This window comes from Liquorilactobacillus oeni DSM 19972, from assembly GCF_001436275.1.
Lineage (GTDB): Bacteria > Bacillota > Bacilli > Lactobacillales > Lactobacillaceae > Liquorilactobacillus > Liquorilactobacillus oeni.
This window is the reverse complement of record NZ_AZEH01000039.1, coordinates 728,269-753,640: the sequence shown is the minus strand read 5'-3', so window position 1 is coordinate 753,640 and position 25,372 is coordinate 728,269. Positions and strand designations below refer to the sequence as shown.

Sequence of the window (25,372 nt, the reverse complement as noted above, 5' to 3'; positions counted from 1 at the left end):
TGTATTGGAAACAGAGAATCAATTTTTGATTCTCTGTTTTTTTATAACTATTTTTTATTTTGTGTTATTATAATATTTTATAGAACTGGAAATAGAATTTCATTTATGCTACATTATAATAGATGTAAATTGTCTGAGGACGAGGAGGTAGGAGTTTGTATAATTTACTTTTGACAGTTCTGATGATCGTCTCTGTTTTGATTATCATTGCAGTGATGATGCAACCGGCGAAAAATGATAACGCATCAACTGCGCTGTCTGGCGGAGCAGCTGACCTATTTAACAAGCAGAAACCGCGCGGTTTTGAAGCTTTCATGCAAAAAGTTACAGCTGTGTTAGGGGTTATTTTCTTTGTACTTTCATTGGCCTTGGTGTATCTTTCATCGCATTGATTTAAAAGTAATTGCCTCCTGTTTTAACTCAGGGGGTTTTGCTTTAAAAAAGCTAAACACCAAGCTGTTGTTAGGAAACCAATCGAATGAGGAATTAAATGGAAAATAATAAAATTAAAGAAGAATTATTAAAAATATTAAAAGAAACACCTGACCGTGACTTTTCAGTCCGCGAGTTAGCAGAAATTTTGAGAATGAGAAGTGCAGTTCAGTTTAAGTCGATTGTACAAGCCTTGGCACAACTTGAACAGCAAAAAGTGATTACTTTGAATCAAAATGGAGCTTTTACAATTGCTAAGGATGATTCTTTGCCTAAGTTTGAAGGCCAGTTTCACGCTAATGAACGCGGTTATGGTTTTGTAACTGTTGATGCTGATTCATCGGATTTTTTTATTAACCCTACGCAGACTATGTCTGCATTAAATGGTGACGAAGTTGAAGTTGCGATGTTGCATTCAGCGGATGAAAGACTAGGAAGAGGCCCAGAAGGTAAAATTACTAAGATTTTGGAACATGCGCTTACTCAGGTTGTTGGCGAATTTCAAAGTGATCCGCAGGAAGGTTATCCAGAAGGCGTTATTGGGACTGTAGTCATTAAGGACCGTAAGTTGTCTCACTATACTTTTTTAGTAGAGGATAAGGGCCTGAACCCCGTACCTGGGGAAGTAATTCTAGCAGACATCACCGCTTATCCAAATCCGCATCTTCCTGGAATCTTAAAGGGCGTTGCCAAAAAGGTAATTGGGAATGTAAATGATCCTGGAGTTGATATTTTGCAGATTGTGTACCAGCATAATATTCCAACTTCATTTCCAAATGATGTAATGGAAGAGGCTGAAAATGTTTCTGACCATGTTACTGCGGCTGAAAAAGAGGGCAGGAAAGATTTAACTGACCAACAATTAGTCACAATTGACAGTATTGAATCTAAGGATCTTGATGATGCTGTAAATGCTTGGAAACTTGATAATGGAAATTATCATCTTGGAGTCCATATTGCTGACGTTTCACACTATGTGACTCCAGGAACAGCTTTGGATCGCGAAGCATATGAACGGGGGACATCTGTTTATCTGACTGATCGTGTGATACCTATGCTTCCGCATAAATTGTCTAATGGAATTTGCTCATTAAATCCAAAAGTTGAACGTTTGGCAATGAGCTGTGAAATGGAAATTGATTCTGAAGGAAACGTTGTGAACCATCGCATTTTTCCAAGTGTGATCAAGTCGACTGAAAGAATGACTTATGTTGCTGTTAACAAGATTTTAGAATCCCATGATGAAAAGACTATAAAGAGATATCAGAATTTGGTCCCGATGTTTGAGACAATGGGTGAATTGCATAAGATTTTGCTAAAAATGCGTAAGCGCAGAGGCGCAATTGAATTTGAAGATACTGAAGCAAAAATAATTGTTGATGAAAAAGGACACCCGACAGACATTCAGCTTCGGGAACGTGGAACTGGTGAAAGGCTAATTGAATCTTTCATGCTAGCAGCAAATGAAACTATAGCTGCCCACTTTAATCATGCCAAAGTTCCTTTTATCTATAGAATTCATGAAACTCCCAAGGCGGAAAAAATTTTGAATTTTTTTGAAGCACTTTCGAGCCTAGGAATTCAAGTTACCGGCAGTAGTCATGATGTTAAACCTAAAATGCTTCAGAACATTTTGAAAAAAGTTGCTGGTAAGCCTGAAGAAGCTATGGTTTCAACAATGTTGCTGCGGTCTATGCAACAGGCTAAGTACGCGGATCAACCATTAGGGCATTTTGGATTAGGTGCTGAAGACTATACTCATTTTACTTCTCCTATTAGACGCTATCCGGATTTATTGGTGCATAGATTAATACGTTTCTATGAAAAAAATGGAATTAACGAAAAGACAAAAGAAAAATTTAAAGATGAAATTCCTGAAATTGCTTTGCATAGTTCACAGATGGAAAGACGAGCGATTGATGCAGAACGTGACACAGATGCGATGAAAAAAGCAGAGTATATGGCTGATCATATTGGAGAAGAATTCGATGCTGTTGTAAGTTCGGTAACTAAATTTGGAATGTTCGTAGCACTTCCTAATACGGTGGAGGGCTTGATTCATATTAGCGAAATGAAAGATGACTACTATGAATATCTTGAAAAACAGATGGCACTGGTCGGTAAACGTACTAAGAGAACCTATCGCATTGGGCAACCTATTAGGATAAAGGTTATCAATGTCGATGTTGCTCAAAAAGAAATTAATTTTACGTTGCTGCATCCGGAAAATACACCTAAGACTGATTTACTTGCAAAGAGCGGTTTTAAATCGCATGGTCGTGGAAATGACAGACAAAAGAATGGCCGCCATTTTGACAGTAAAAAGAAAGATTCTTCTTATAAGAAAAATCAAAATAGAGGTTATCGTCCTTTTAAAGAAAAATTCAAAAACCATCGGTAATCCTTGAATAGGAGGTGGTTAAAGATGGCAAAGGGAAAAAAGCAGCATGATCAGCCGCTTGCCCAAAATAAAAAGGCAAGGCATGATTACGCGATCATTACAACTTTTGAAGCTGGAGTTGTCTTAACAGGAACTGAGATTAAATCAATCAGGGCACGTAGAATTAACTTAAAAGATGGTTTTGCACAAGTTAGAAACGGAGAAGTCTGGTTAATGAATGTTCATATTTCTCCTTATGACCAAGGGAACCAATTCAACCACGATCCTTTACGAAAGCGTAAGTTATTATTGCATAAAAAGGAAATTTTGCAATTAACAAAACAAGTTAGTGATAAAGGAATTACTTTGGTCCCTTTAAAAGTATATTTAAAGAATGGATTTGCAAAGATATTATTAGGGGTTGGAAAGGGGAAACGTGCTTACGATAAACGTGAATCTATTAAGCGCAAGGATCAAGAACGACAGATCCAACGAACACTTAAAAATTTTAGTTAGTAAAAGTAGCTTTTTACGAAAGCGTAAGTTCTTTTTTCATAATCTTTAAAAAGCAGCGGCAAAAAACCGGCTGTTTTTTTGTACTCTCAAAAGTTTTAAGATAACAGTTTTATAGTTAAGTACTAAAAAAGAGCTCCAAGAGCCCTTTTTATAAAATAGATATTTGGCATTTTTAATGAAAAGATTAAATCAGCTTTTGCAAGTGATTGTATTTATGCTGACTAAGAGTTGTCATTCCCACTTTTTTAAAGCCTAATTGTCGGTATAATTTTTCAGCCGCTGGATTTTCCCAATCGACATTCAAACCAATACAAGATTTGTTATTACTTTTGGCAATCTTAGGAAGAGCATTTAACAACTGTGTTCCAATTCCCTTTCTTTGAAAAGAAGGGTTAACAGCAATTGAATCGAGGTACCATTCTCCTTTAAAGCATTCGTCATCTTCAAAGAGTTGTGTTTCTGGGGAGAAACCAACTTTTGGAAAAAATTTAACGAGTTCTTGATTAATCTTTTTTTCATGTTCGTTTGGATAACCGAATGCAAAACCAGCGATTTTTCCTTTAACTTCTGCAACAATTGTTTTTGCAAAGTCGGTTCTACATACGGAAGAAGCAAATGCATATTTTAGAGCAAGGTCTAGTTTAGTGCGCGAAAGTGTTTTTAAAGCCGGTAATTCCATTTCCTCTAAAATAATATTGAATAATGGGACTATTTCAGCTGCATCTTCTTTCGTTGCTTGTCTGATCACGAGAGATGTTCCTTTCTTGGCTTAATCAAATTTTGTTCGTGGTACAAAGAAAGAGAATTTTTTTTTCTTAGAAGAATGAGCAAAATAATCCAGAATAGCGACAATACAGATACACAATGCTTCATCTTCTTTGTTTTTAACGGTAAGTTCCAAGTAATTGCCCGCAGGAAGTGCAACTTCTTTTAGAGACATAATACGTTTTTTCCCACTATATACAGTATAGCGAGAAGTAGAAAGATTTCCCACAACGACCCAATTTAATCCCTTAATAAGTAAAATGTCTTTTTTTCCAAGGTGGTAGCGGCGCAAAGAACCAACATGAATATTTTGTGAAAAAAGCTCAAAAGAAGGGAAAATACCTAAACCGCGTTGTTTAATTTCTGCAAGCAATTTTCCAGAGATTGCATACACAGACAATGAATCTTGATGCCGTCCCCACTTTCCTACAATTAAATAAACATTTTGCTGCAGCTCATTGGTAATCTTAGTTGCTCCCTGTGTGCCAAGTCGATATTTATGTGCATATAATTTACGCAAGCCACCACCTCCTCCTTTTTATAAAACTTAATTATTCCTCTTTTAAAACCTCATCTATGGCATGACCAACACCGTTTTCTGTATTGGAACTTGTTAAACGTTTGGCTACTTGTTTAACTTCCGTAATCGCATTTCCCATGGCGTAACTAACACCAGCAATTCTTAACATAGAAAGATCATTATTATTATCACCGATTGCCATGACGTTATCTAAAGGAACATTTAAGTTATCTGCGTAGGCCTGTAATGCTGCGCCTTTTTGTGCGTTAACATGATTGATTTCAATATTAGAACTTGAAGAAGAAGTAACGATAATAGACTTGAATTGTTCCAATTCTTTTCTAATAGGGTCTAATACTTTGTGACCTTCATTACTGAAGGTCACGATTTTGAAAATACTTGTATGCTTGTCTTCAACTAATTCGTTATAATCCTCAATATAGTTGATGTTCATTAATTCAAGTCGAGCAGACGCCATTATTACTGCTAGTTTATAAGGAGTATCAGGGCTGACCCGAGTTAAAAGTTCAGCGAAGTTTTCAATTCGTTTAGCTTTGTTATCAGAATAAATTCCCTTTGAAGCTACGATTTCAAAATACAACTTCTGTTTTTTAAGAAAATGAATTATCTTACTCGTAAGCTGATCATGCAAGGGGGCAGATGTTATCAGTTTTCCAGCTTCATCAAAAACCTGAGCGCCATTTAGAGTGATCATCGGACAATTGAAACCTGCTTCTTTTACCAATGGTTTGACCTCGGTATACCCGCGTCCGGTCGAAACGACAAACTTGATACCAGCTGCTTGGGCTTTTTTAATAGCGGAAGCATTTTCTTTGGAAATAACCATGTGATCGTTAAGTAGTGTTCCATCCATATCTGATGCGATAATTTGTATCATGATGTTGGGCTCCTTCATTTTTACTTAGATTTACTTCCATCTTACCATGAAAAAAAATATTTTTTTAGTGGTAGCGTTTTGTTTATAAAATTGAAAGGAAATTGTGTTAAAAATCCGAAAAAAAGATACGAGTTATGGTAGAATACAGTCGAGGTGTCGTAAATGAAAACGCTTATTCATAATGACTGGCAAAATGTTTTAGGACCAGAATTTGAAAAAGAATATTATAAAAAATTGCATTCGTTTCTTAAAAGAGAATATGCAACAACGAAAGTTTATCCAGATATGTATCACATTTTTCAAGCATTTGAATGGACCCCTTTTTCGGAAGTCAAGGTCTGTATCTTAGGGCAAGATCCGTACCATGGGCCTCACCAAGCTCATGGATGTAGCTTTTCTGTTTTGCCAGGGGTCAAATTGCCGCCATCATTAGTTAATATTTACAAGGAATTGCAGACTGATTTAGGGATAAAGCCAGTAACGCATGGTTATTTGGAAAAGTGGGCAAAACAGGGAGTATTGTTGCTTAACACGGTTTTAACTGTCAGAAACGGACAAGCTTTTTCACATCGTGGGAAGGGATGGGAGCAGCTTACAGATAAAGCAATTCAGAGTCTTTCTGAGAGGCCTCGTCCAGTCGTCTTTATATTGTGGGGGCGTTCTGCGCGCGAAAAAGTGAAAATGATTGATACTAAAAGAAATATTATTTTAAGCTCTGCCCACCCGAGCCCTTTATCTGCCAATCGTGGTTTTTTCGGTTCGCGTCCATTTTCAAAAGCTAACGCTGCTCTTGAAGCAATGGGTGAGACCCCAATTGACTGGCAGTTGCCTGAACATGTTGCTGATAAAAATACTTAAGGATAATGGAGGCTGCAAAAATGGATTTATTTGAAAACTTGATAACTAAGGTCAAAGGAACAGGAAAGAAAATTGTTTTTCCAGAAGGAAATGATGAACGAGTTGTAAAAGCAGCGCTTCGTCTTGCAAAAGACGGTTTAATCAAACCGTTGGTGCTTGGTAAAGATGCCGAAATAAAAAAAATCGCAGATATTAAAGGGGAGTTTCCAGCTAATTTTGAAGTAATTGATCCGCAAAATTTTGCGCCTGCCGAATTCGATAAGTTAGTTCAGTTGTTTGTTGAACGTCGTAAAGGCAAGAATACTGAGGAACAAGCACGTCAAATGTTGAAAGATGTCAACTATTTTGGAACAATGCTGGTTTATGCAGGGCTTGCAGACGGTTTGGTTTCTGGCGCAGTTCATCCCACGGGAGATACGGTTAGACCGGCTCTCCAAATTATAAAAACACGGCCGGGCGTTTCAAGAACAAGCGGTGCTTTTATTATGGTTAAAGAAGATGAACGTTATCTTTTTGCTGATTGTGCAATTAATATTGATCCGAGTGCAAGCGAACTAGCTGAAATCGCTGTGGAAAGTGCAAAAACTGCTCGTATTTTCGATATTGATCCTAAGATTGCTCTGCTTAGTTTTTCAACTAAAGGTTCAGCAAGAGCAGAAGTAGTTTCTAAAGTTGCAGATGCAGCCAAAATAGCAAAAAAAATCGCACCAAAAGAAAAAATTGATGGCGAGTTGCAGTTCGATGCTGCATTTGTTCCTACTGTTGCACAGAAAAAAGCTCCAGATTCAAAAGTTGCTGGACAAGCAAATGTCTTTATTTTTCCAGAGTTGCAATCAGGGAACATTGGTTATAAAATTGCTCAGCGTTTTGGCGGCTTCGAAGCGATCGGACCCATTTTGCAGGGCCTGAACAAACCCATTTCTGATCTTTCACGTGGAGCTAGCGAAGCAGATGTCTATAAAGTTGCTATAATTACAGCGTTGCAAGCAGCTGTCAAGTAGAAAATTGAAAGGGTGACTTTGTGGAATTTACGGTTAATGATCCAGCTGAAACTGAAAAGATAGCTAGACTTTTTGCACAATGTGTGTCACCAGGAGACGTTATCCTTTTAAAGGGTGATCTTGGAGCGGGAAAAACAACTTTTACCAAAGGACTTGCGACCGGGTTAGGTATCCATGCAAATGTTAAGAGCCCGACTTTTAATTTGATAAAAGAATATCATCAAGGAAGAATGCCTCTTTATCACATGGATGTTTATCGTCTTGAAGGCGTTGGTGGCGCTGAACTTGGTTTGGAAGAATATTTTAATGGTAATGGAGTCAGTGTGGTAGAATGGCCTCAGTTTGTGGAAGAGGATCTCCCTGACGAGGTAATGACGATACTTATTAAGAAAGTTCCAGATAATGATAGACAGCGTGTGCTTGAGTTTACAGAAAACAGTGCACACTTTCAAAGGGAACTTAAACAACTGGTGAAGCTAATTTAAGAAAATATTTGAAAAGATAATGATAACTGTTGTTTTATGATGTCTATAAAAATAACTGAGAGGCTCAAAAACAGTTTTGAGCCTCTCAGTTATTTTTTAAACTCCTTTTTAACTATTATGTTAGATATTTATAGCTTGTTATTAGAAAATTATACTAAATTTTATTTTGGATCTATCCATTCGTATTTTGCACGTTGACCGCCGATTAACTTTGGTCTGCTTTTGAGATAGGTAGTATGTGCTGCGCCAATTTCTGTGATACTAGTTCTGACAGGAATTTGTACAAATTTAACATGCATTCCAATAGAGGTATCTCCAACATCCATCCCTGCTTGTGCAACAATATGTTCAACTTCAACAGGTTCTTGGAAGCATTCAAAGGCTGCAACTTGACTAGCACCGCCAGCATGCAGTGAAGGAAAGACGGTAACTATTTCAAAGCCCAATTTTTTAGCAACTTCTTTTTCAACTACCAAAGCGCGATTTAAATGTTCACATCCCTGGACTGCTAAATTAATTTTTAACGGTTTCAATTTTTTAAGGATTGTTCGAACTACAACTCGGCCAATGTCAAGATTAGAGTTTTTACCGATTTTATCACCCTGAATTTCACTTGTGCTGCATCCCAAAACGAAAAGATCTCCTTCGTTTAACCCTGCAACTGCGAGCAGTTCATCTAAAGCAGTTTGAATTTTCTTTGTGATCACATCTAAGTCTGTTGCCATTTTGTTTTCTCCTTTTTTAAAAAACTTATTAAATGTATTATAACGCTACGCGGAAATTGCGCAATTAAGCTATTTATTTAATTTTAAATAAGAAGGTTTTACACAACATATTGTGTTTTTTTTATACAGATATACTATCTGTTGTATTTAAACGCATTTAAGCATACAATATATATAATTAATGACGAATAGGGGACAGCCAATGGCAATGACACAGATAATGAACGAAAAAAAATTAAAGACTCCGGCTGTTTTTATCAAACGAGGCGGCAATAAGGTTACCTTTAGACTTTATAAACTACAGCTTATTTTGAAAAAAATGGCGCTAGGGAAAAAAGCAAACAAAATTACTGAAACTATTATTAAAATGTTGCAGGAAAAAGATACAGTTAATGCCCAAGACGTTCATCGTGCGGTTATCGTTACTTTGAATCAGTTCGGTTGTAATAAAGAAGCAATCAAGTATTTGCAAATTTATAAGGAAAATGAAAAAAAATGGGAAAAAGACACAGATCCTGAAGAAAGGCTAAACAGGCTTCAGACTAAAGATCCTAGCTTAGTACATGAAAATGCAAATAAAGACAGCAACGTTTTTAATACCCAACGTGATTTGACTGCTGGGGCTGTTGGGAAAACTCTTGGACTAAGAATGATGCCTGAATATATTGCCAAAGCGCATTTACGCGGGGATATTCATTACCATGATCTTGATTATACTCCTTGGAGTCCAATGACGAATTGCTGTTTGATTGATTTTAAAGAAATGCTGACTAACGGTTTTAAAATAGGAAATGCTGAGGTTGAAAGTCCGCATTCTATTCAAACTGCGACTGCACAGATGGCACAGATCATTGCTAACGTTGCTTCTAGCCAATATGGCGGTTGTTCTGCTGACCGTGTTGATGAGCTGTTGGCTCCTTTTGCACTGCGTAATTACCATAAGCACATGGCAGCATCGGCCGAATACATTCCAGATGAAAAAAAACGTGCGGAATTCTCAAAAAAAAGAACCAAAAAAGATATTTATGATGCAATGCAAGGCTTAGAATATGAAATCAACACGCTTTTTTCATCTCAAGGGCAAACTCCGTTTACAACATTAGGATTTGGTTTGGGAACTTCTTGGATCGAGCGTGAAATTCAAAAAGCAATTCTTAGGGTTAGAATTGCAGGCTTAGGTGCAGAAAAAAGAACTGCAATTTTTCCTAAATTGGTCTTTACCTTAAAAAAGGACTTAAATTTAAAATTTGGTGACCCAAACTATGATATTAAGGAATTAGCAGTTGAATGTGCAACTAAGCGAATGTATCCGGATGTTTTAATGTACGATAAAATCAAAAAAATTACCGGTAGTTTTAAAGTACCAATGGGTTGTCGCAGCTTTTTACAAGGTTGGAAAGATAAAAATGGTAATGAAGTTAACTCGGGACGTATGAATTTAGGAGTCGTTACAGTTAATTTACCGCGAATTGCACTGGAGTCTGGGAAAGATAAACAACTCTTTTGGGAAATCTTTGAAGAAAAAATGGATCTTTGTAAAAAGGCGCTTGTTTTCAAGGTGGAACGAGTTAAACAGGCTACACCAGAAAATGCGCCAATTCTTTACCGTTATGGTGCCTTTGGAAAAAGGCTTAAGCCAGGTGACAGTGTCGATGAATTGTTCAGGCATAGAAGAGCCACAGTTTCCCTAGGATACATTGGTCTTTATGAAGTTGGAACAGTTTTTTATGGACCTGAATGGGAGGCCAGTGAAGAGGCTCATGATTTTACACTGGAAATTGTTAAAAGAATGAAAGAAAAATGTGTTGAATGGTCGGATGATTATGATTATCATTTCAGTTTATATTCAACTCCGAGTGAATCTTTAACTGATCGTTTTTGTGTATTAGATACTGCTCGTTTTGGAAATATCAAAGATATTACAGCAAAAGATTACTATACTAATAGTTTTCACTATGATGTGCGGAAGCATCCTTCTCCTTTTGAAAAGCTGAATTTTGAAAAAGATTATCCTAAATATGCTTCTGGCGGTTTTATCCATTATTGTGAATATCCTAATTTAAAACAGAATCCCAAGGCGCTTGAAACAGTGTGGGATTGGGCATATGACAAGGTGGGGTATCTAGGTACCAACACACCAATAGACCATTGTTTTAAATGCGGTTTTGAAGGAGAATTTAAAGCGACGGCCCGTGGTTTTGAGTGCCCTACTTGTGGTAATCATGACCCTAAAACTTGTGATTGTGTAAAGAGAACCTGTGGTTATTTAGGAAATCCGCTGCAGCGTCCAATGGTTCATGGAAGACATGTAGAAATTGCTTCACGCAGGAAAAACCTATTTAACGGGGCGAATAAAAATGAATGATAAAACAATTCGTAAACCACGTAATCCTAAGCCTAAAGAATGGTTAGCAAGAGATTTGAGTCAGCAGTATATTGCTGATTACAAGCCTTTTAACTTTGTAGACGGAGAAGGAGTTCGCTGCAGCTTGTATGTGAGCGGCTGTAAATTTGCCTGTCCAGGATGTTATAATAAAGTTGCACAAAATTTTCACTATGGAACACCTTATACTCAAGAACTTGAGGATTTGATTATTGAAGATTTGGGAGCTGATTATTGTCAAGGACTGACCCTTCTAGGAGGAGAGCCGTTTTTAAACACACAAGTATGTATACGAATAGTCAAACGGTTGCGTCAAGAATACGGACATACGAGGGATGTCTGGTCATGGACAGGATATCGCTGGGATGAATTGTTAGCTGATTCTAAGGATAAACTTGAACTGTTATCTTTGATTGACATTTTAGTTGATGGTCGCTTTGAATTGCCAAAGAAGGATTTGACACTGCAATTTCGAGGCAGTTCAAATCAGAGGATAATAGACGTACAAGAATCTTTAACAGCTAAAAGGGTAGTTTTATGGGACAAATTAATAAGATAAAAAGAACGTAGTAAGTGCATTAGAAATTGAAATTTTTTTGATGTATAAAGAACTACTTTAAAGAGGGCAGAAACGTTAAGGTTAATAATACGATTCAAAAAAGCCGAGTCAAAATACATATTTGACTTGGCTTTTTTGCAGATTAAGTAATTTTTTTAACATGAAGTGTCTTAGAAATCAATTGTAGTCATTGGGATCAACAATAAGCGGCGGGTACTCATCCATCTGCGAGTCACGAAAATCCCACCATTCAGATTTATAGCCATTGAAGCCCGTACTGGTCATAGCCGAGTTTAAGATCTGATAATATTTTTCTTGCTGTGGTGTTCTTTTGAACTTTCTAAAAGCACGTTCAGAAAAATCATCGAAATTGCTTTGCATTTGGAGCTCTTTTCCCTTAGCATCAGTTAAAGTTAGGTCAAAGGTGACTCCCTTTTGGTGACTGAAATTCGGATCGGGAAAAGCAACGAAAGTAGGATCAGGATAAACTTCAAAGAGCTTCTTTTGTGCGCTTACGGGACGGTAAGCATCCCATACCTTTAGTCTAAATCCTTGTTCCGTTACTAGTCTATTGGCACACGCTAATTTTTGGGCCGTCCCTGTACGTGCGACAGCAGTTTTGAAGTCATAAATAACTTGATGAGTGAAATTATCTTTGGTTGCATATTTAAGTTCGACAATAATACTCGAATCAATTTTTTGAATATTGCTGAAACCAAGTTTAGAAGTCTGCATTTCGCAAATTGTCCTTTCTAATATTTGAAGATAAGCTGATCAGAATTAAATTAGTTGCTAGCATCCGTAAATACTCGTTTATATGAAGCATTGAAGGTACCGTTTGAGTCACTTAAGAAGGGATGATTTTTAACCCATGACAGGTAGTTAGCGTCGTTTTTCCAAGTCGTGATGATTAAAAAATTGAAATCATGTTTCAGTGATTGGCAAAGGACATATTGTGAGCTCTGTGCAGGTGTTAATATGGAAGGACTCAGCCATTTCTTCTGTTCTTGTTCATCCAGCATAAAGTAATTAAAGTAGTATTTTGCAGCGGGCTGAATAGAGAATTTTCCTTTAAGAATTTTAAAGCCTACACCTGATTCAAAAACAGTTTCTTGATTGGAAATATCAATTAAAGCGTGTTTTTGATTATTTTCGAATGAAGTTAATTTAAGAAATCTACGCTTTGAGTAATTGTCTTGAACAGTTTTTAAAACACTATCTGAGCCAAAAGTTATATATATATAATCCAAAATAAGCTCCTTTCTATGATCTGCTATTTGCCTATGTCTATGTTATAATCGATATAATTTGAAGTAAATGGATTCGTGAAAGGGGTTTAATATATGAAAATAACAGTTTTAGGAATGTATGGAGGTTACCCCTATGCTGGTAAGGGTACAAGCAGCTATCTGCTTCAAGGAAACAATTTTAACTTGCTCTTAGATTGCGGGAGCGGAGCGCTTTTGAGTCTTGAGCAACATCTTGACCCTCTTAAATTGAATGCGGTTTTATTATCCCATTATCACTATGATCATATCGCTGATGTTGGTGTTTTACAATATTATTGGCAGCTTAATAATAAAAGTGGAAACTTGCTCCCAATTTATGGACATAAAGAAGATGAACAGCATTTTAATGAACTTTCTTGGCCACAGGCAACTGAAGGCCATGCATACGATCCTCAAAAGTTATTGGAAGTTGGACCATATAGGATTTCATTTTTGCGGACTAAACACCCAGTTGCTGCTTTTGCGATGCGAATTACTGAAATTGCTACAAATAAAGTGTTTGTATTTACTGCTGATACAGCTTATTTTGAGAAACTTGCAGAATTTGCGCAAGGAGCTGATCTGTTGTTGACTGATACAAATTTTAGTGCTGAAAAAAAAGGTACTAAGTGGCACATGACTTCAAGAGAATCAGGTATATTAGCGAAGCAGGCAGGTACCAAAAGATTGGTTATTTCCCATCTGCCGCAAAACGTAGAGTTTTCAAAACTGCAAAAGGAGACAGCTGCTGCTGCAGGAAACAAGGTAACAGTAGAGGTAGCAGATGTTGGCAAAAAATTTGAGGTTGATTAAATAACAGGTAGTTTTAAGGAAATCTAAGTTAAAATTAACTTTTTTTAATGAAACGCTTTAATAACTACTTAACTATCAGAACCATAAATAAAATGTAATGCATCCAAAGAACAGTATTATAGCTTTTAAGGGCGATACCAATTTAAATCAAGGTTTTACTTACGCTTACAATACTTTTGCAAATTAATTTTGTCTAATTAATTTGTTTTTTTTTAAAATAAAGGTATTAATTTTTTGATACAAGCGTTATAATAAGTCTGTGGACGATATTAATTACAATTTGCTTTCAGTGTAAAGGAGCGGATAAGTTATGGTTACTTTATATACATCACCAAGTTGCACTTCTTGTCGTAAAGCACGTGCGTGGTTGAGAAAACATGATATTTCTTTTAAAGAGCGTAATATTTTTTCTGAACCGTTGAGTATTAACGAAATTAAGCAAATTTTGCAGATGACCGAGGACGGTACAGAAGAAATTATCTCAAAACGTTCTAAGGCGTACCAAAAGCTGAATATAGACTTAGATGAATTACCACTTAAGCAGCTTTTTGATTTGATTCAAAAAAATCCAGGACTTTTGAGAAGACCGATTATTCTTGATGAAAAGAGACTTCAAGTTGGATATAATGAAGATGAAATTCGACGTTTCTTACCACGAGAGGTTCGCGCACTTGAATTACAACGTGCACAAGAGTTAGCTGGTTTTTAGTTGAAACATAGATAGTGATTTTTGATTATTTAAGGAGGTTATAGCAATTCAACGAGTTGCTATAACCTCTTTTATTATTTTTTAATGACGAAATAAGTAGTGTTGGTTAATGTTAGGCTTAGAAGTGTTTTTATTCCTTATACAATAGTTTTTTTTGAGATAAAGTGCTTTACAATTTCTTTTTTTTAGTTATCATTAAGCGAGAGGGTATATCGGAAAGGTGGGTGACCATGATGGAGATGGAAAAAATCAATGACAATACTATTAGAGTATTGCTTGAGACTGACGACTTGACCGAACGTGGAATTACTGTCCTCGACTTATTGGGAAATCATAAAGAAATTGAAAACTTCTTTTATAGCATTTTGGAAGAAGTTGATGTTGATCATGAATTTCGCGAAAATGATGCGGTAACTTTCCAGTTATTGCCTAATAGGAACGGCTTGGAGCTTTTTATAAGTAAGGTAAATCCAAAAGATTCTGGTAAGAAGCAAACGAAGGAAAATAATGGTAACACCCCCAATGACTTAGATTTTTCACTTCTTGGAGCTGATGAAGATGTTTCAGAATATATTAAGCATGAACTGACAACAACTCCCAACAAGCAAAAGGGAACAGTTGCAGATGATGGTGATGGGGTTTCAGGTTATTTGAGTGATAAAAATACCGAGAAAAAGCATTATGTAGTGGAGTTTACTGATTTTGAAGACTTTGTGCAGGTTTCAAAAGTATTACGCTGTGAGAACGTTGCTTCAAGTTTATACTTTTTTAAGGATAAGTATTATTTGGATTTGGTTTTCTTTGTTGAACAAATAAGTGACAGTCAGATAAAAGATGTTTTGTCCCTTGTTGTTGAGTATGGAAAAAGGGTTAACTTATCGGTTGATGTTCTTCAAGAAAGAGCTAAGATAATATTTAAGACTTCGGCTTTTGAACTAGCTCGTTACTATTTTAAATAATGAATTTTACTAAAAGATGGGTCAAAACATAAGTTTTGGCTCTTTTTTGTGCTATTTTGACCTGTTTGCAATTAAACGATAGTTAAACATTACGCATAACTATAATACAAATTATTTGAATAGACTGGTTGGGTTCCTTCTATTGGTTATAATTTGATATTAATGTACAAAGTTTTTAAATCTTTGCATTTTATAATTAAATGTTAAAAATTAAGATTTTCGCTGAAAGACTGAATTTGCGTATTTAACAGTATGGAGGTGAAAAGATGTTACTGGCTCTCAGTGCTGATGGCAAGCTAGTAAATGCAGTTTTAGCACAGGAAAATGAATATTATCGTTGTCCAGCCTGTCATACTGAATTGATTTTAAAACGAGGTAATGTTAAAGTTGCTCATTTTGCGCATAAAAGTAAACTTTGTAGTTTTTTTACGGAAGGAGAGACAGTTGAGCATTTAAATGGGAAAATACAATTAACTCGGATTTTTGAAAGAGAAAGTGCGCTAGTTAATCTCGAATGTTATTTGGATGCTATTAAACAAAGACCGGATTTGCTTGTCCAAAAAAAAATAGAACTAGCAGTGGAATTTCAATGCGCACCTTTATCTGTAAAAAAAATGGTACAGCGCTCAAAAGGTTACGCACAAAAAAATATACGCTTTATTTGGATTCTAGGAGAACGGCATAGACTGAAGAAAAGAATGACACAACAAATTGCTCAATTTATAAAGTGGCTTCCAAATATTGGCTTTTATTTAATTTATTATTCTGTAAAGTTAAGGCGCCTTGAATTATTTTACCAAATCCAACAAGCTGATTATTTACAGCCGTTTTACCTTTGTTATGCAACGAAGAGTTTTAGTGACTTGCTCAGTTTTATGAAGAGGCCTTATAAAATAATGTATAGGAACTTAAATGCAAAACAAAGAAGTATCCAAATTATAAAATTTCAACAAGAATGTTATTATGGTAGTGGGAAAATCAGAGAGTTGCAGGCAGACTGGTATTCTCAAGGGGTATTCTTTCAACAACTGGAGTTCTTTTTTATTCAAAAAAAGTATGGGCCTCCCATTTATTCTACAAAGCAAATGTATTGGAAAAGCAGATATTTACTGCATCGCTACTCTGAAAAGAAAGATATACAATTACAGCAAATTGGTCTGTCAATACAAAATGAAAATTTATTTTTAATGCCCTTTGTTAATTTGTCTCCTTTTTTGAAGGAACAACTTGTTGATTTTAATTCTCATTTATATGAAAATAAGTGGTTTTTTAAAAAATAATTTTAAGTTTAAATTGGTTCAAGTCATTTAAAAATAATTTTAAAGTTTTTTGAGGGAAAAATTACCCATAAGTAAAAGCTATTTTTAAGACCAGAACGATTCTGATTTCAGCATATGTCATGTTTATAACGCGCAATCAATGTAGAGTAGCACTTGTGTGCATATAATCAGAGTTAGGTAAAGAATTCTGGAATGAATTTTTGTTATATATAAATTTAGCATGCAAAAAAATTATTGCTAAGTATCGTAATAAATAAAAAAGGCCTGATCCGGAGTGCTCTTTGCGATGCACTTTTGGACTAGGCCTAATTTTGCTTATATTAAATGAGAATCAAAGAATGTGAATTGAAGGATGTTCTTTGTATTTTGATTCACCCTTTTTGGTTGAAATCAACTGAGTATTAAACTTACCAGTGCATAAGTCTTTGAGTAAATCATATGAAGCACAATCAGTAAATGAAACACCAAAATCGAACTTGTCTAAGTCATAAAGAACTGCAGTTGGATGTGACTGTATTTTCATTTCGGCAGCCATTTGCTGATCACGTTTGAAAGATTCCACTGTAAATTTTGACACACGGTCTTTTTGGAACATCTCAAGGTCGAGATTACTTTTCTTTGCAACTTCTAAAATAATTTCATCGCAATAATCTTCCCCGTACTCAATAATATGTTTTTGAACATTGAGAAGATAATTTCTGCCTCTACGGCTTCCTTGGAAAAGGGCTGCTTTGTAATCTAGAGCTGCTTGGTAAACGATATTAAAAATTTTATTTCTGATCTTAAGATCATTTAATGGGAGATGACGGGCATTCATAATTGCAGTTACCGTATTAAGATTCAAGAAGGGAACAAAACGAAACCGCACTTCATTGTCAAGCGGGTCAACAAGTCTTAAGATGTTTTTTTCTGACTGGTAACACTGACTTCCAACTGGATTAATAAATAAATAGATTTCAAGCACAACGATTTCCTCCGCACGACTTTTTTACACGACTGTGTTTGCTAAAGTACTAACTTTACTTTAACAAATTTTTTTTTTTTTTCAATGATTGTGCCCAAGTTTTCTGCAAAGAAATGGAAAAGAAGTTTGGTATTCTTTTAAGCGCTTATGTTAAACTTGCTTAGGATATCACTAATTACGTTAGAGGGAATAAACGTGGATAAAAAATGGTCAAACTTTTTACTGCCTTATGAACAAGCTGTGTCAGAACTGACAACAAAATTTTTGTCATTAAAAAAACAATATGCAGCAGCGAGAAAACATGTGCCAATTGAACTTGTAGTCGGCAGAGTAAAGCCCGTTGGTAGCATTTTAGAGAAAATGGAACGCAGACAGATTGATTCAGCAACACTTGAAAACAGCATGGAAGATATTGCAGGAATTAGAATTATGTGCCAGTTTGTGGATGATATCTATCAGTTAGTAAAATTAATTCGTAAAAGGCGTGATTTAAATGTCGTAGAAGAACGTGACTATATCGCAAATAAGAAGGTCAGCGGCTATCGTTCATATCATATAGTGGTTAAGTACCCTGTAGAGATGATCGAAGGAAGAAAGGTTATTCTTGCTGAGATCCAGATTAGGACTTTAGCAATGAATTTTTGGGCTACTATAGAGCATTCTTTAAACTACAAGTATAGAGGCAATTTTCCACAGGAACTGAATCAACGACTGCAAAGAGCCGCAGAAGCTGCTTTTCAACTGGATCAAGAGATGTCTGCAATTCGCAGTGAGATTAAAGAAGCACAGGAAGTTTTTTCTTACCACAGATATAATGAAGAAAAATGAAAATAATGCGTAAACTGTTTTATTTTACTAAAAATAAGTGTAATAATAATGATATAACTAGTATGGATGCGAATAAAAGAGGTAAAATATGAAAATTGCGATTTTTGCAAATGACGAACGATTATCAAGAAGTGTTAGTCAAAAGCTGCGGCAAAAGTTCGAGGACACACATTTTATTTTTGATGAAAAAAGCCCGGATATCGTTGTTACTGTGGGCGGAGATGGAACTTTGCTTTCTGCTTTTCACAAATACAGTGCGTTGCTAGATTCAGTCCGTTTTGTCGGTGTTCATACGGGCCATCTTGGTTTTTATACAGATTGGCGCGATGATGAAATTGATGATCTTGTGATCAGTTTGCAATCTGATAATGGTCAGTCGATCAGTTATCCTCTTTTGGATGTTCGAGTAACGTACGCAGATAAAGCGAAACCAGAAAATTTTTTAGCACTGAATGAAGCAACATTAAAAAGAGGAAGTGCCACAATGGTGGCCGATGTGTACATTGGTGGAGAGCGGTTTGAAAGATTTCGCGGTGATGGTCTTTGCGTGTCTACACCATCTGGTTCAACTGCATATAATAAGTCTTTGGGTGGTGCGGTTATTCATCCTAATTTGAAAGTTTTGCAGATTGCTGAAATCAGTTCGATCAATAATCGTGTTTTCCGTACGCTTAGTTCACCTATGATTATTGCTCCTAATGACTGGATAACACTGATTCCTGCACGTGAAAGCGACTACTTGCTGACTATTGATCAGAACAGTTTTCATAGTAAACAAGTTTCTCAGCTTAGATTTAAAATTTCTAAGAAAAGTATTCATTTTGCTAAATATCGTCATATGCAGTTTTGGCAACGAGTTCAGGATGCTTTTATCGGTTCAGATTATGCAAATTAATTGGGTTTATGATGGCAAAGCACCTATTAAGGTGAAGACATTTCTTAAGAAAAGGGGAGTTTCACGACGTTTGCTGTCTCATGTCCGCTCTTGCGGAGGAAATATTTTACTTAATGGGCTGCCCGGTCGAAAAGTTGATAAGATGAATACTGCTGATAGTCTTACGTTGTTGTTACCTGTTGAAAAAAGCAAATGGGATCTTACACCTTCTTACGTGCCGCTAGATATTCTATATGAAGATCGTGACTTTTTGATTATCAATAAACCGGCAGGAGTGGCATCTATTCCGTCTTTTTTATATCCTGACGATTCCTTGATTAACCGAGTTTGGGGCTACTACCTCTTACGGGGCTATCATGGTATTATTCCTCATATTGCTACGCGTCTTGACCGGGATACTTCAGGAGTTGTTCTAATTGGTAAACATCGTTATGCACACTCGCTGCTTGACGAGCAGCTAAAAAAACATCAAATTAAGAAAATTTATCTGGCTCTTTTGTCAGGAATAATTAAAGCCGACCACTTTACTCTTGAGCTGCCACTTGGACGGGATCCTAAGTCTTTTATTAAGCGCCAAGTTATTTTAACAGGTAAGAGAGCAAGTACGGAAATGTGGAAAATGGCAGAATTTAACGATGCTACTTTGTGTAAAGTTAGCCTTCATACAGGAAAGACACATCAAATCAGGGTACACAGTGCCTATATCGGACACCCGCTGGTCGGAGATACTTTGTATGGTGGTAGAATTGAAATGCCTCTGCAAAGACAGGCGTTGCACTGCCAAAAAGTTACTTTTTTTCATCCATTTAAGAAAAAAATGATTGAAATTACTTGTGGTTTACCTGAAGACCTGGAAAGTTACTTTAAAAGAAAAAAACAGCGAGGTGGATCACGTGGGCGAGAACAAGCAAAATGATTTACTGAATCAAGAGAAAATCATTAGCCTTTTGGAACAGCAGCAAGCAACCAAATTTAGAAATGTCTTTTTGGTTTTGCATGTTTATGAACAAGCACAGATCTTCATTGAATTAACAAAAAAGCAGCGTGCACGTGTATACCGTTACTTGACTCCTGAAGAATTAGGTGCAACTTTTAATGCAATTGAAGAAGAACCAGAAAGGGTAATTAGTTACTTTGATGAAATGACACCAAACTATGCTGCCGCAGTTATTACTCAAATGTATACTGATAATGCAGTTGATATTCTTGCATTTGCAGAGAAAAAAAATTTAGCAAACTACTTACGCTTAATGCCTCGGGAAAAATCTGATGAAATTAAAGAGATGCTTCATTACGAGGATAAAACAGCTGGTTCAATTATGGCAACGGAGCTTGTCAAAATAGTTGGTAATCAAACTGCCCGTTCAGGTCTGCATGTGTTGAAAAAAGAGGCTAAAGAAGCAGAAACAATCTATTACGCATATGTAATTGATGATGATGAAAAGCTGATTGGAGTTGTTACATTAAGACAGTTATTGATTAGTGATGATGATGCTTTAATCAGAGATATCATGAACGACCAGGTAAAGTCTGTGAAAGTTGACGAAGACCAAGAGGATGTTGCAAAAACTATCAGAGACTACAATTTTTTGGCTATTCCGGTCACAGACTACGATAATAAGCTAATTGGAATTATAACAGTTGATGATATTATTGATGTTATTGATGAAGAATCTGCAGAAGATTATTCAGGACTTGCCGGTGTTGATATTGAAGATAGCCCGGATGATCCGTTCAAAGCAGCAAAAAAAAGGCTTCCTTGGCTTGTTACACTTCTTTTTTTAGGAATGTCGACAGCAACACTAATTTCTCATTATGAGCAGTTGGTAAGTGAAGCAAGTATTCTGGCTGTTTTTATTTCTTCTATTACAGGGACGGCTGGGAATGCCGGAACACAAAGTTTGGCAGTTGCTGTTCGCAAGCTTGCTTATAAGGATGACGATACCAAGACTATAATGCGCACTATTTTTACAGAAGCTATAACTGGACTAGTGATCGGGTTGGTGACTGGGTTAACCATATTTGTAATTGTCGGTTTATGGAAAAACAACTTTATTTTGGGACTAGTGATCGGCTTGGCAATGATGTGCGCAATTATTGTGGCTAATTTGGCTGGCAGCCTTATTCCGATAGTAATGGATAAGTTGGGATTTGATCCTGCTGTGGCTTCAGGTCCTTTTATTTCTACATTAAGTGATTTGACTTCAGTATTGATCTATTTTAATATTGCAGGCCTATTTCTTTCGTTTATTACAGGTACAGGAAATTAAAAAAAGGAGAGTGCGCCAATAGTCATCAGGCTTTGAACATTAATTGCGAATTACGAACATAGTCTGAATTTGATTATGAGCAATTCATGTTTAAGTGGAAAAGCTGACTATTGAAACACGCTAATATGGAAAATGCAAGAGAATGCAAAAAAGGCTGAGCCAAAACATAAGTTTTTGACGCAGCCTTTTTAACCTATAATGTGCGAATTAGGGTGTTTCAATATCTGAATTAGCTATAGAAAAAAATGTTTGCAATCATTGTTGACTTGGATACAAACTTACAAGCAATTTGTTTAAAATTTTGAAAAAGAAACACAAACACCTTCTGGGACTGGAATATCTTTTTGTTTGCAAATAAGCTGGCCGGTTTTTAGCGAACGTTCGAAAAGAGTAGCATTATTTGTTTTTTGATTTACGACAACCAAAAAGTGGTCTGTGGGATCTAACGCAAAGTCGCGTGGAAATTCTCCTTGGACAGGTGTGAATCCAATTTGTTTCAAAGTGCCATCAGGTGCAATGGAGAAGATTGCGATTGAATTATGACCACGATTAGAGACGTAAAGGAAGTTTCCATCTTTTGAAATTCTGACAGCAGCTGCGCCATTTTGTCCTTGCCACTGCGATGGTAAAGTTGAAAGAGTGGACTTGTGTCTCAAACAACCGCTTTTTTTATCATATTCTAAAACAGAGACTTGATTACTTAATTCCCCTACTAAAAAGGCAAACTTTTGATTCGGGTGGAAAACAATGTGGCGCGGTGCAAAACCCGGTTCAGTTTTATACGTAGAAGCAAGTTTTAATTTAGTGTCGGTAAAATCATAAAGGTAAACGCAATCGCTGCCCAGATCACAAACTATAAGTCTTCTATCAGGTGTTAGATCAGCATAATGAATGCGTGCTTGATCTTGTTCTTTACGCGGTCCATGTCCAGTATATTTAATTTCTTTAAGCTGAACTAATTTTCCATCAAGTGTTTTAAAAATATTTAAAGTACCCTTGTGAAAGTTCGCTGTGTAAACCATTTTTCTTTCATGGTCCCATCCAACATAGCAAGGAGGTGCTCCAGTTGTAAGTACTTCGGAAACAAACTGTGGGCTAGCATTATTGCTTCCAAAAGAAAAACCAGCGACTCCGCCTTTTTTTCCCTTTTTTGAAACTGTATATAGGTTGCCAGTTGAAGTTGTTTGCAGATATGTGGGGTTTTCGATCTGAATGAACGCGCTCGGTAAACTTAAATGCGCTTTTTGTGTATCTAGTTCAGAACGATAGATACCAACTGAGCTTTTTTTAGTATATGTGCCGAAGAAAAGGGTTTGTTTCAAAGAATTCAACCTCCCGTCAGTATTATAATTAAAGTATAGCATAGTTAATAAATTGAATAGCAGTTTTGGTAAGAAACTCAATGTTTATGTTACAATGTAACTGTTCAAACATTGAATAAAAGGAGTCGAGAGTATGCTAAAAGCAAAAGTTGTTGAAATCGGACCGGAAGCAGTTTCAGAAAATGATAACCTGTTGATTTTATTTGATGAAACAGCTTCAACTCAATTAAGACGCGTATCCGTTGTTCAACGCTTTACTGAGCCCCAAAATAATGGGTATCAGTTTCAAGCAAAACATCAACTGAGTATAGATGATCAGGTTTATGAGATCACACATGTAGGTCAGCTAGTGCAAAGTAATATGGAAATGATTGGGCACGCAACTCTTTTTTTTGAGGAAGTGCCGGAAAAAACACAGCATAACGGGATATACCTTAAACCCTACAAAATGCCGAAAATTCACGTTGGCAGTGTAATCAAATATTTATAATACTTGAAGAGTTTTGATCTTTAGCAGTTTATTTAGACATTATAAAGTTTTAATTTAAATTTCTTTTTTGGAACAAAAAGAGAGTATACCAATAGTCGTTAGGCTTTGAGCATTAACTGCGAATTACAAGCATAGTCTGAATTTGACTTTGAGTAATTCGTGGCTAAGCGGAAGAGGCTGACTATTGAAGCATGTTAATACGTATATTGTAGATTAAAACAGAGGAGCTTGATCAAAATACAACTTTTGATCAAGTTCCTCTGTTTCAATCTTTACACATTACGCAACGCGCATCAGCTTTTTAGTCAATTACCTTCATATATGACTATGGCTTTTAAACTGTTATTACTACAACTTATATATTATCACCGTTAAAAATTGAATTTTTAACTATTACATAATCAACTTTACGAAGTGCTGCAAGTTCGCGGCCACCAGCATAAGAAATAGATGATTGCAGATCTTCGTGCATCTCGCGTAAAGTTCCAGCAATACTGCCACGATAAGGTATTAGTAATTTTTTACCTTCTACATTTTTATACTGGCCCTTTTGGTATTGAGAAGCTGAACCAAAGTAGGTTTTATACTTTTTGCCGTCTTCTATAATTACTTCACCAGGGCTTTCTTCGTGACCAGCAAATAATGAACCGATCATACACATTGAAGCTCCGAAGCGAACTGATTTTGCTATATCACCATTATGACGAATACCGCCGTCTGCAATGATTGGTTTGCTTGCTGCTTTGGCACACAATCGAACAGCAGCTAATTGCCATCCTCCGGTTCCAAAACCTGTTTTAAGTTTGGTAATGCAAGCTTTTCCAGGACCGATCCCAACTTTTGTAGCATCAGCGCCAGCATTTTCGAGTTCTCTTACGCCTTCAGGTGTTCCGACATTTCCAGCAATAACAAATGCTCCAGGTAATTTTTTCTTAATATACTTGATCATTTCAATTACAGTATCAGCATGTCCATGAGCAATATCAATTGTAATATATTCGGGAACGGACTGCTGTTTTGCTAAATCATCAATCAGCTCATATTCTTTTTTCTTTACGCCAACTGAAATTGAAGCAAACAAATTTTTTTTATGCATTCTTTTTACAAAGGGTAATCTTTCTTCTTCATTAAAGCGATGCATAATGTAAAAGTATCCATTTTGTGCAAGCCAGATCGCGAGCGGTTCGTCAATAATTGTTTGCATATTAGCGGGAACTACTGGGATCTTAAATGTCATAGGTCCGAATTTAACGGTAGTATCAACTTCAGAGCGGCTTTTAATGATACATTTATTCGGTACAAGCTGGATATCTTCGTAGTCAAATACAGGCATTTCTAGAACCTCACATTCTTAATTAGCAATATAATTCGTTGATAGTGTCTATTAACTCACAAACACTGTTAAATTTACAACAAATTTTGATTATAGTCAAATGAATTATGGAATTAAAACTATAACATTCGCATTTTGCTTAATATGACGTTATTTAACATTCGCGTTATAATAAACTAAGAAAGCAAGTATGTAAGGAGCTTTTTATGGCGAAAAAGAAAAAAATAAAAAAAACAAATGATGAACGTATTTTAGACCAGCACAATATTCAATATGATGAGACCTTTTTCGATTGGATAGGAAAGGGACAACAGGCACTTTTAGAAGCACAGGCTGCTGGAATAGATTCAAAGAGCATTCTTAAAACGATTGTTTTGCGTACTAGTAAAAAAGAGAAAGATCATTTGGTTGTCTGCCTGCCTCTAGAGTATGAGCTTGATCTTAAATTGATTGCACACGAATTAAACGAAAAACAGGTCCACCTTGCAGACAATAAAACGCTGATCAAAATAACTGGATATGTACATGGAGCCAATACTCCTATTGGTATTAGTGTGCGAAAGGGGTTTCCAATATACTTTGACGAACGGATTAAAAATTTTGAAGAAATTTCTGTTTCTGCTGGACAAGTTGGCCGTTCAGTCAGAGTAAATCAAAAAGAATTAGTGAAACTTGTTAAGGGAAGATACTTAAAGGTGCAGGAATGATTAAAGTGAATT

Annotated in this window: 27 protein-coding genes; 18 read left to right on the top strand and 9 right to left on the bottom strand. The window is 36.1% G+C overall.

The features are described 5' to 3' along the window. Positions 1–155: 155 nt before the first annotated feature. The 3 genes from secG to smpB all read left to right on the top strand — a co-directional run bounded on the left by secG (position 156) and on the right by smpB (position 3,328). Positions 156–392: a preprotein translocase subunit SecG gene (secG, locus tag FD46_RS08685; RefSeq protein ID WP_057896758.1), complete on the top strand. Its 237-nt coding sequence runs from the start codon at positions 156–158 to the stop codon at positions 390–392. 98 nt (positions 393–490) lie between these two features. Then, positions 491–2,833, top strand: a complete 2,343-nt coding sequence (gene rnr, locus FD46_RS08680) for a ribonuclease R (RefSeq protein ID WP_057896757.1) — start codon at positions 491–493, stop codon at positions 2,831–2,833. Between the two features lie 24 nt (positions 2,834–2,857). After that, complete coding sequence (smpB, locus tag FD46_RS08675) at positions 2,858–3,328, top strand: SsrA-binding protein SmpB (RefSeq protein ID WP_057896756.1); 471 nt, start codon at positions 2,858–2,860, stop codon at positions 3,326–3,328. A gap of 184 nt (positions 3,329–3,512) precedes the next feature. On the opposite strand, the gene FD46_RS08670 is transcribed toward smpB, so the two are convergent. The 3 genes from FD46_RS08670 to FD46_RS08660 are packed head-to-tail and all read right to left on the bottom strand — an operon-like array spanning position 3,513 to position 5,511. Continuing rightward, positions 3,513–4,076: a GNAT family N-acetyltransferase gene (locus tag FD46_RS08670; RefSeq protein WP_057896755.1), complete on the bottom strand. Its 564-nt coding sequence runs from the start codon at positions 4,074–4,076 to the stop codon at positions 3,513–3,515. 21 nt (positions 4,077–4,097) lie between these two features. Next, positions 4,098–4,613, bottom strand: coding sequence for an LURP-one-related/scramblase family protein (locus FD46_RS08665; RefSeq protein WP_057896754.1), 516 nt, complete (start codon positions 4,611–4,613; stop codon positions 4,098–4,100). Positions 4,614–4,644: 31 nt separating this feature from the next. Next, positions 4,645–5,511: a Cof-type HAD-IIB family hydrolase gene (locus FD46_RS08660; protein ID WP_057896753.1), complete on the bottom strand. Its 867-nt coding sequence runs from the start codon at positions 5,509–5,511 to the stop codon at positions 4,645–4,647. A gap of 162 nt (positions 5,512–5,673) precedes the next feature. Here FD46_RS08660 and FD46_RS08655 point away from each other — a divergent pair, with 162 nt between their 5' ends. The 3 genes from FD46_RS08655 to tsaE are packed head-to-tail and all read left to right on the top strand — an operon-like array spanning position 5,674 to position 7,855. Next, on the top strand, positions 5,674–6,369 hold the full coding sequence (locus FD46_RS08655) for a uracil-DNA glycosylase (protein ID WP_057896752.1): 696 nt from the start codon (positions 5,674–5,676) through the stop codon (positions 6,367–6,369). A gap of 20 nt (positions 6,370–6,389) precedes the next feature. Beyond that, on the top strand, positions 6,390–7,370 hold the full coding sequence (pta, locus tag FD46_RS08650; protein ID WP_057896751.1) for a phosphate acetyltransferase: 981 nt from the start codon (positions 6,390–6,392) through the stop codon (positions 7,368–7,370). A 20-nt stretch (positions 7,371–7,390) separates the two neighbouring features. Then, positions 7,391–7,855, top strand: a complete 465-nt coding sequence (tsaE, locus tag FD46_RS08645) for a tRNA (adenosine(37)-N6)-threonylcarbamoyltransferase complex ATPase subunit type 1 TsaE (RefSeq protein WP_057896750.1) — start codon at positions 7,391–7,393, stop codon at positions 7,853–7,855. A gap of 161 nt (positions 7,856–8,016) precedes the next feature. Here tsaE and FD46_RS08640 read toward each other — a convergent pair whose 3' ends face one another. Then, a complete protein-coding gene (locus FD46_RS08640; protein ID WP_057896749.1) occupies positions 8,017–8,580 on the bottom strand; it encodes a TIGR01440 family protein in 564 nt (187 codons plus the stop codon). Positions 8,581–8,782: 202 nt separating this feature from the next. Here FD46_RS08640 and nrdD point away from each other — a divergent pair, with 202 nt between their 5' ends. Beyond that, a complete protein-coding gene (gene nrdD / locus FD46_RS08635; RefSeq protein WP_420805345.1) occupies positions 8,783–10,945 on the top strand; it encodes an anaerobic ribonucleoside-triphosphate reductase in 2,163 nt (720 codons plus the stop codon). Then, a complete protein-coding gene (gene nrdG / locus FD46_RS08630) occupies positions 10,938–11,522 on the top strand; it encodes an anaerobic ribonucleoside-triphosphate reductase activating protein (RefSeq protein WP_057896748.1) in 585 nt (194 codons plus the stop codon). Before nrdD ends, nrdG begins: the two co-directional genes overlap by 8 nt. 177 nt (positions 11,523–11,699) lie before the next feature. Here nrdG and FD46_RS08625 read toward each other — a convergent pair whose 3' ends face one another. Beyond that, positions 11,700–12,257: a M15 family metallopeptidase gene (locus FD46_RS08625; protein ID WP_057896747.1), complete on the bottom strand. Its 558-nt coding sequence runs from the start codon at positions 12,255–12,257 to the stop codon at positions 11,700–11,702. A gap of 50 nt (positions 12,258–12,307) precedes the next feature. Next, the gene (locus FD46_RS08620; RefSeq protein WP_057896746.1) at positions 12,308–12,772 is read right to left on the bottom strand and encodes a hypothetical protein; all 465 of its coding nucleotides are present in this window, start codon (positions 12,770–12,772) and stop codon (positions 12,308–12,310) included. 93 nt (positions 12,773–12,865) lie between these two features. On the opposite strand from FD46_RS08620, the gene FD46_RS08615 reads away from it, so the two are divergent. The 4 genes from FD46_RS08615 to FD46_RS08600 all read left to right on the top strand — a co-directional run bounded on the left by FD46_RS08615 (position 12,866) and on the right by FD46_RS08600 (position 16,551). After that, positions 12,866–13,603 (top strand): MBL fold metallo-hydrolase, encoded by a 738-nt coding sequence (locus FD46_RS08615; protein WP_057896745.1) that lies wholly within the window; start codon positions 12,866–12,868, stop codon positions 13,601–13,603. A 310-nt stretch (positions 13,604–13,913) separates the two neighbouring features. Next, positions 13,914–14,312: a transcriptional regulator SpxA gene (gene spxA, locus FD46_RS08610; RefSeq protein ID WP_057896744.1), complete on the top strand. Its 399-nt coding sequence runs from the start codon at positions 13,914–13,916 to the stop codon at positions 14,310–14,312. 233 nt (positions 14,313–14,545) lie between these two features. After that, positions 14,546–15,271 (top strand): adaptor protein MecA, encoded by a 726-nt coding sequence (locus FD46_RS08605; protein WP_057896743.1) that lies wholly within the window; start codon positions 14,546–14,548, stop codon positions 15,269–15,271. Positions 15,272–15,537: 266 nt separating this feature from the next. Continuing rightward, positions 15,538–16,551 (top strand): competence protein CoiA, encoded by a 1,014-nt coding sequence (locus tag FD46_RS08600; protein WP_057896742.1) that lies wholly within the window; start codon positions 15,538–15,540, stop codon positions 16,549–16,551. 331 nt (positions 16,552–16,882) lie between these two features. Here the strand turns inward: FD46_RS08600 and FD46_RS08595 are convergent, their stop codons facing one another. Further along, the gene (locus FD46_RS08595) at positions 16,883–17,515 is read right to left on the bottom strand and encodes a DsbA family protein (protein WP_057896741.1); all 633 of its coding nucleotides are present in this window, start codon (positions 17,513–17,515) and stop codon (positions 16,883–16,885) included. A gap of 195 nt (positions 17,516–17,710) precedes the next feature. Between FD46_RS08595 and yjbM the strand changes: the two genes are divergently transcribed. The 4 genes from yjbM to mgtE all read left to right on the top strand — a co-directional run bounded on the left by yjbM (position 17,711) and on the right by mgtE (position 21,508). Then, a complete protein-coding gene (yjbM, locus tag FD46_RS08590; protein WP_057896740.1) occupies positions 17,711–18,343 on the top strand; it encodes a GTP diphosphokinase in 633 nt (210 codons plus the stop codon). An 88-nt stretch (positions 18,344–18,431) separates the two neighbouring features. Further along, on the top strand, positions 18,432–19,238 hold the full coding sequence (locus FD46_RS08585; protein ID WP_057896739.1) for an NAD kinase: 807 nt from the start codon (positions 18,432–18,434) through the stop codon (positions 19,236–19,238). Next, entirely contained in the window at positions 19,228–20,154 is a 927-nt protein-coding gene (locus tag FD46_RS08580) for an RluA family pseudouridine synthase (RefSeq protein ID WP_057896738.1), read from the top strand. Before FD46_RS08585 ends, FD46_RS08580 begins: the two co-directional genes overlap by 11 nt. Then, positions 20,132–21,508 carry a magnesium transporter gene (gene mgtE / locus FD46_RS08575; protein ID WP_057896737.1) on the top strand — a complete coding sequence of 459 codons (1,377 nt, stop codon included), beginning with the start codon at positions 20,132–20,134 and terminating at the stop codon, positions 21,506–21,508. The genes FD46_RS08580 and mgtE overlap by 23 nt, the downstream gene beginning before the upstream one ends. A 293-nt stretch (positions 21,509–21,801) precedes the next feature. Here the strand turns inward: mgtE and FD46_RS08570 are convergent, their stop codons facing one another. Further along, positions 21,802–22,830, bottom strand: coding sequence for a lactonase family protein (locus tag FD46_RS08570; protein WP_057896736.1), 1,029 nt, complete (start codon positions 22,828–22,830; stop codon positions 21,802–21,804). Between the two features lie 133 nt (positions 22,831–22,963). Here FD46_RS08570 and FD46_RS08565 point away from each other — a divergent pair, with 133 nt between their 5' ends. After that, positions 22,964–23,320 (top strand): PTS glucitol/sorbitol transporter subunit IIA, encoded by a 357-nt coding sequence (locus FD46_RS08565; protein WP_057896735.1) that lies wholly within the window; start codon positions 22,964–22,966, stop codon positions 23,318–23,320. Positions 23,321–23,675: 355 nt separating this feature from the next. Here the strand turns inward: FD46_RS08565 and FD46_RS08560 are convergent, their stop codons facing one another. Continuing rightward, positions 23,676–24,653, bottom strand: a complete 978-nt coding sequence (locus FD46_RS08560) for a GMP reductase (protein WP_057896734.1) — start codon at positions 24,651–24,653, stop codon at positions 23,676–23,678. 206 nt (positions 24,654–24,859) lie between these two features. On the opposite strand from FD46_RS08560, the gene FD46_RS08555 reads away from it, so the two are divergent. Further along, positions 24,860–25,360 carry a YbaK/EbsC family protein gene (locus FD46_RS08555; RefSeq protein WP_057896733.1) on the top strand — a complete coding sequence of 167 codons (501 nt, stop codon included), beginning with the start codon at positions 24,860–24,862 and terminating at the stop codon, positions 25,358–25,360. Positions 25,361–25,372: the final 12 nt, after the last annotated feature.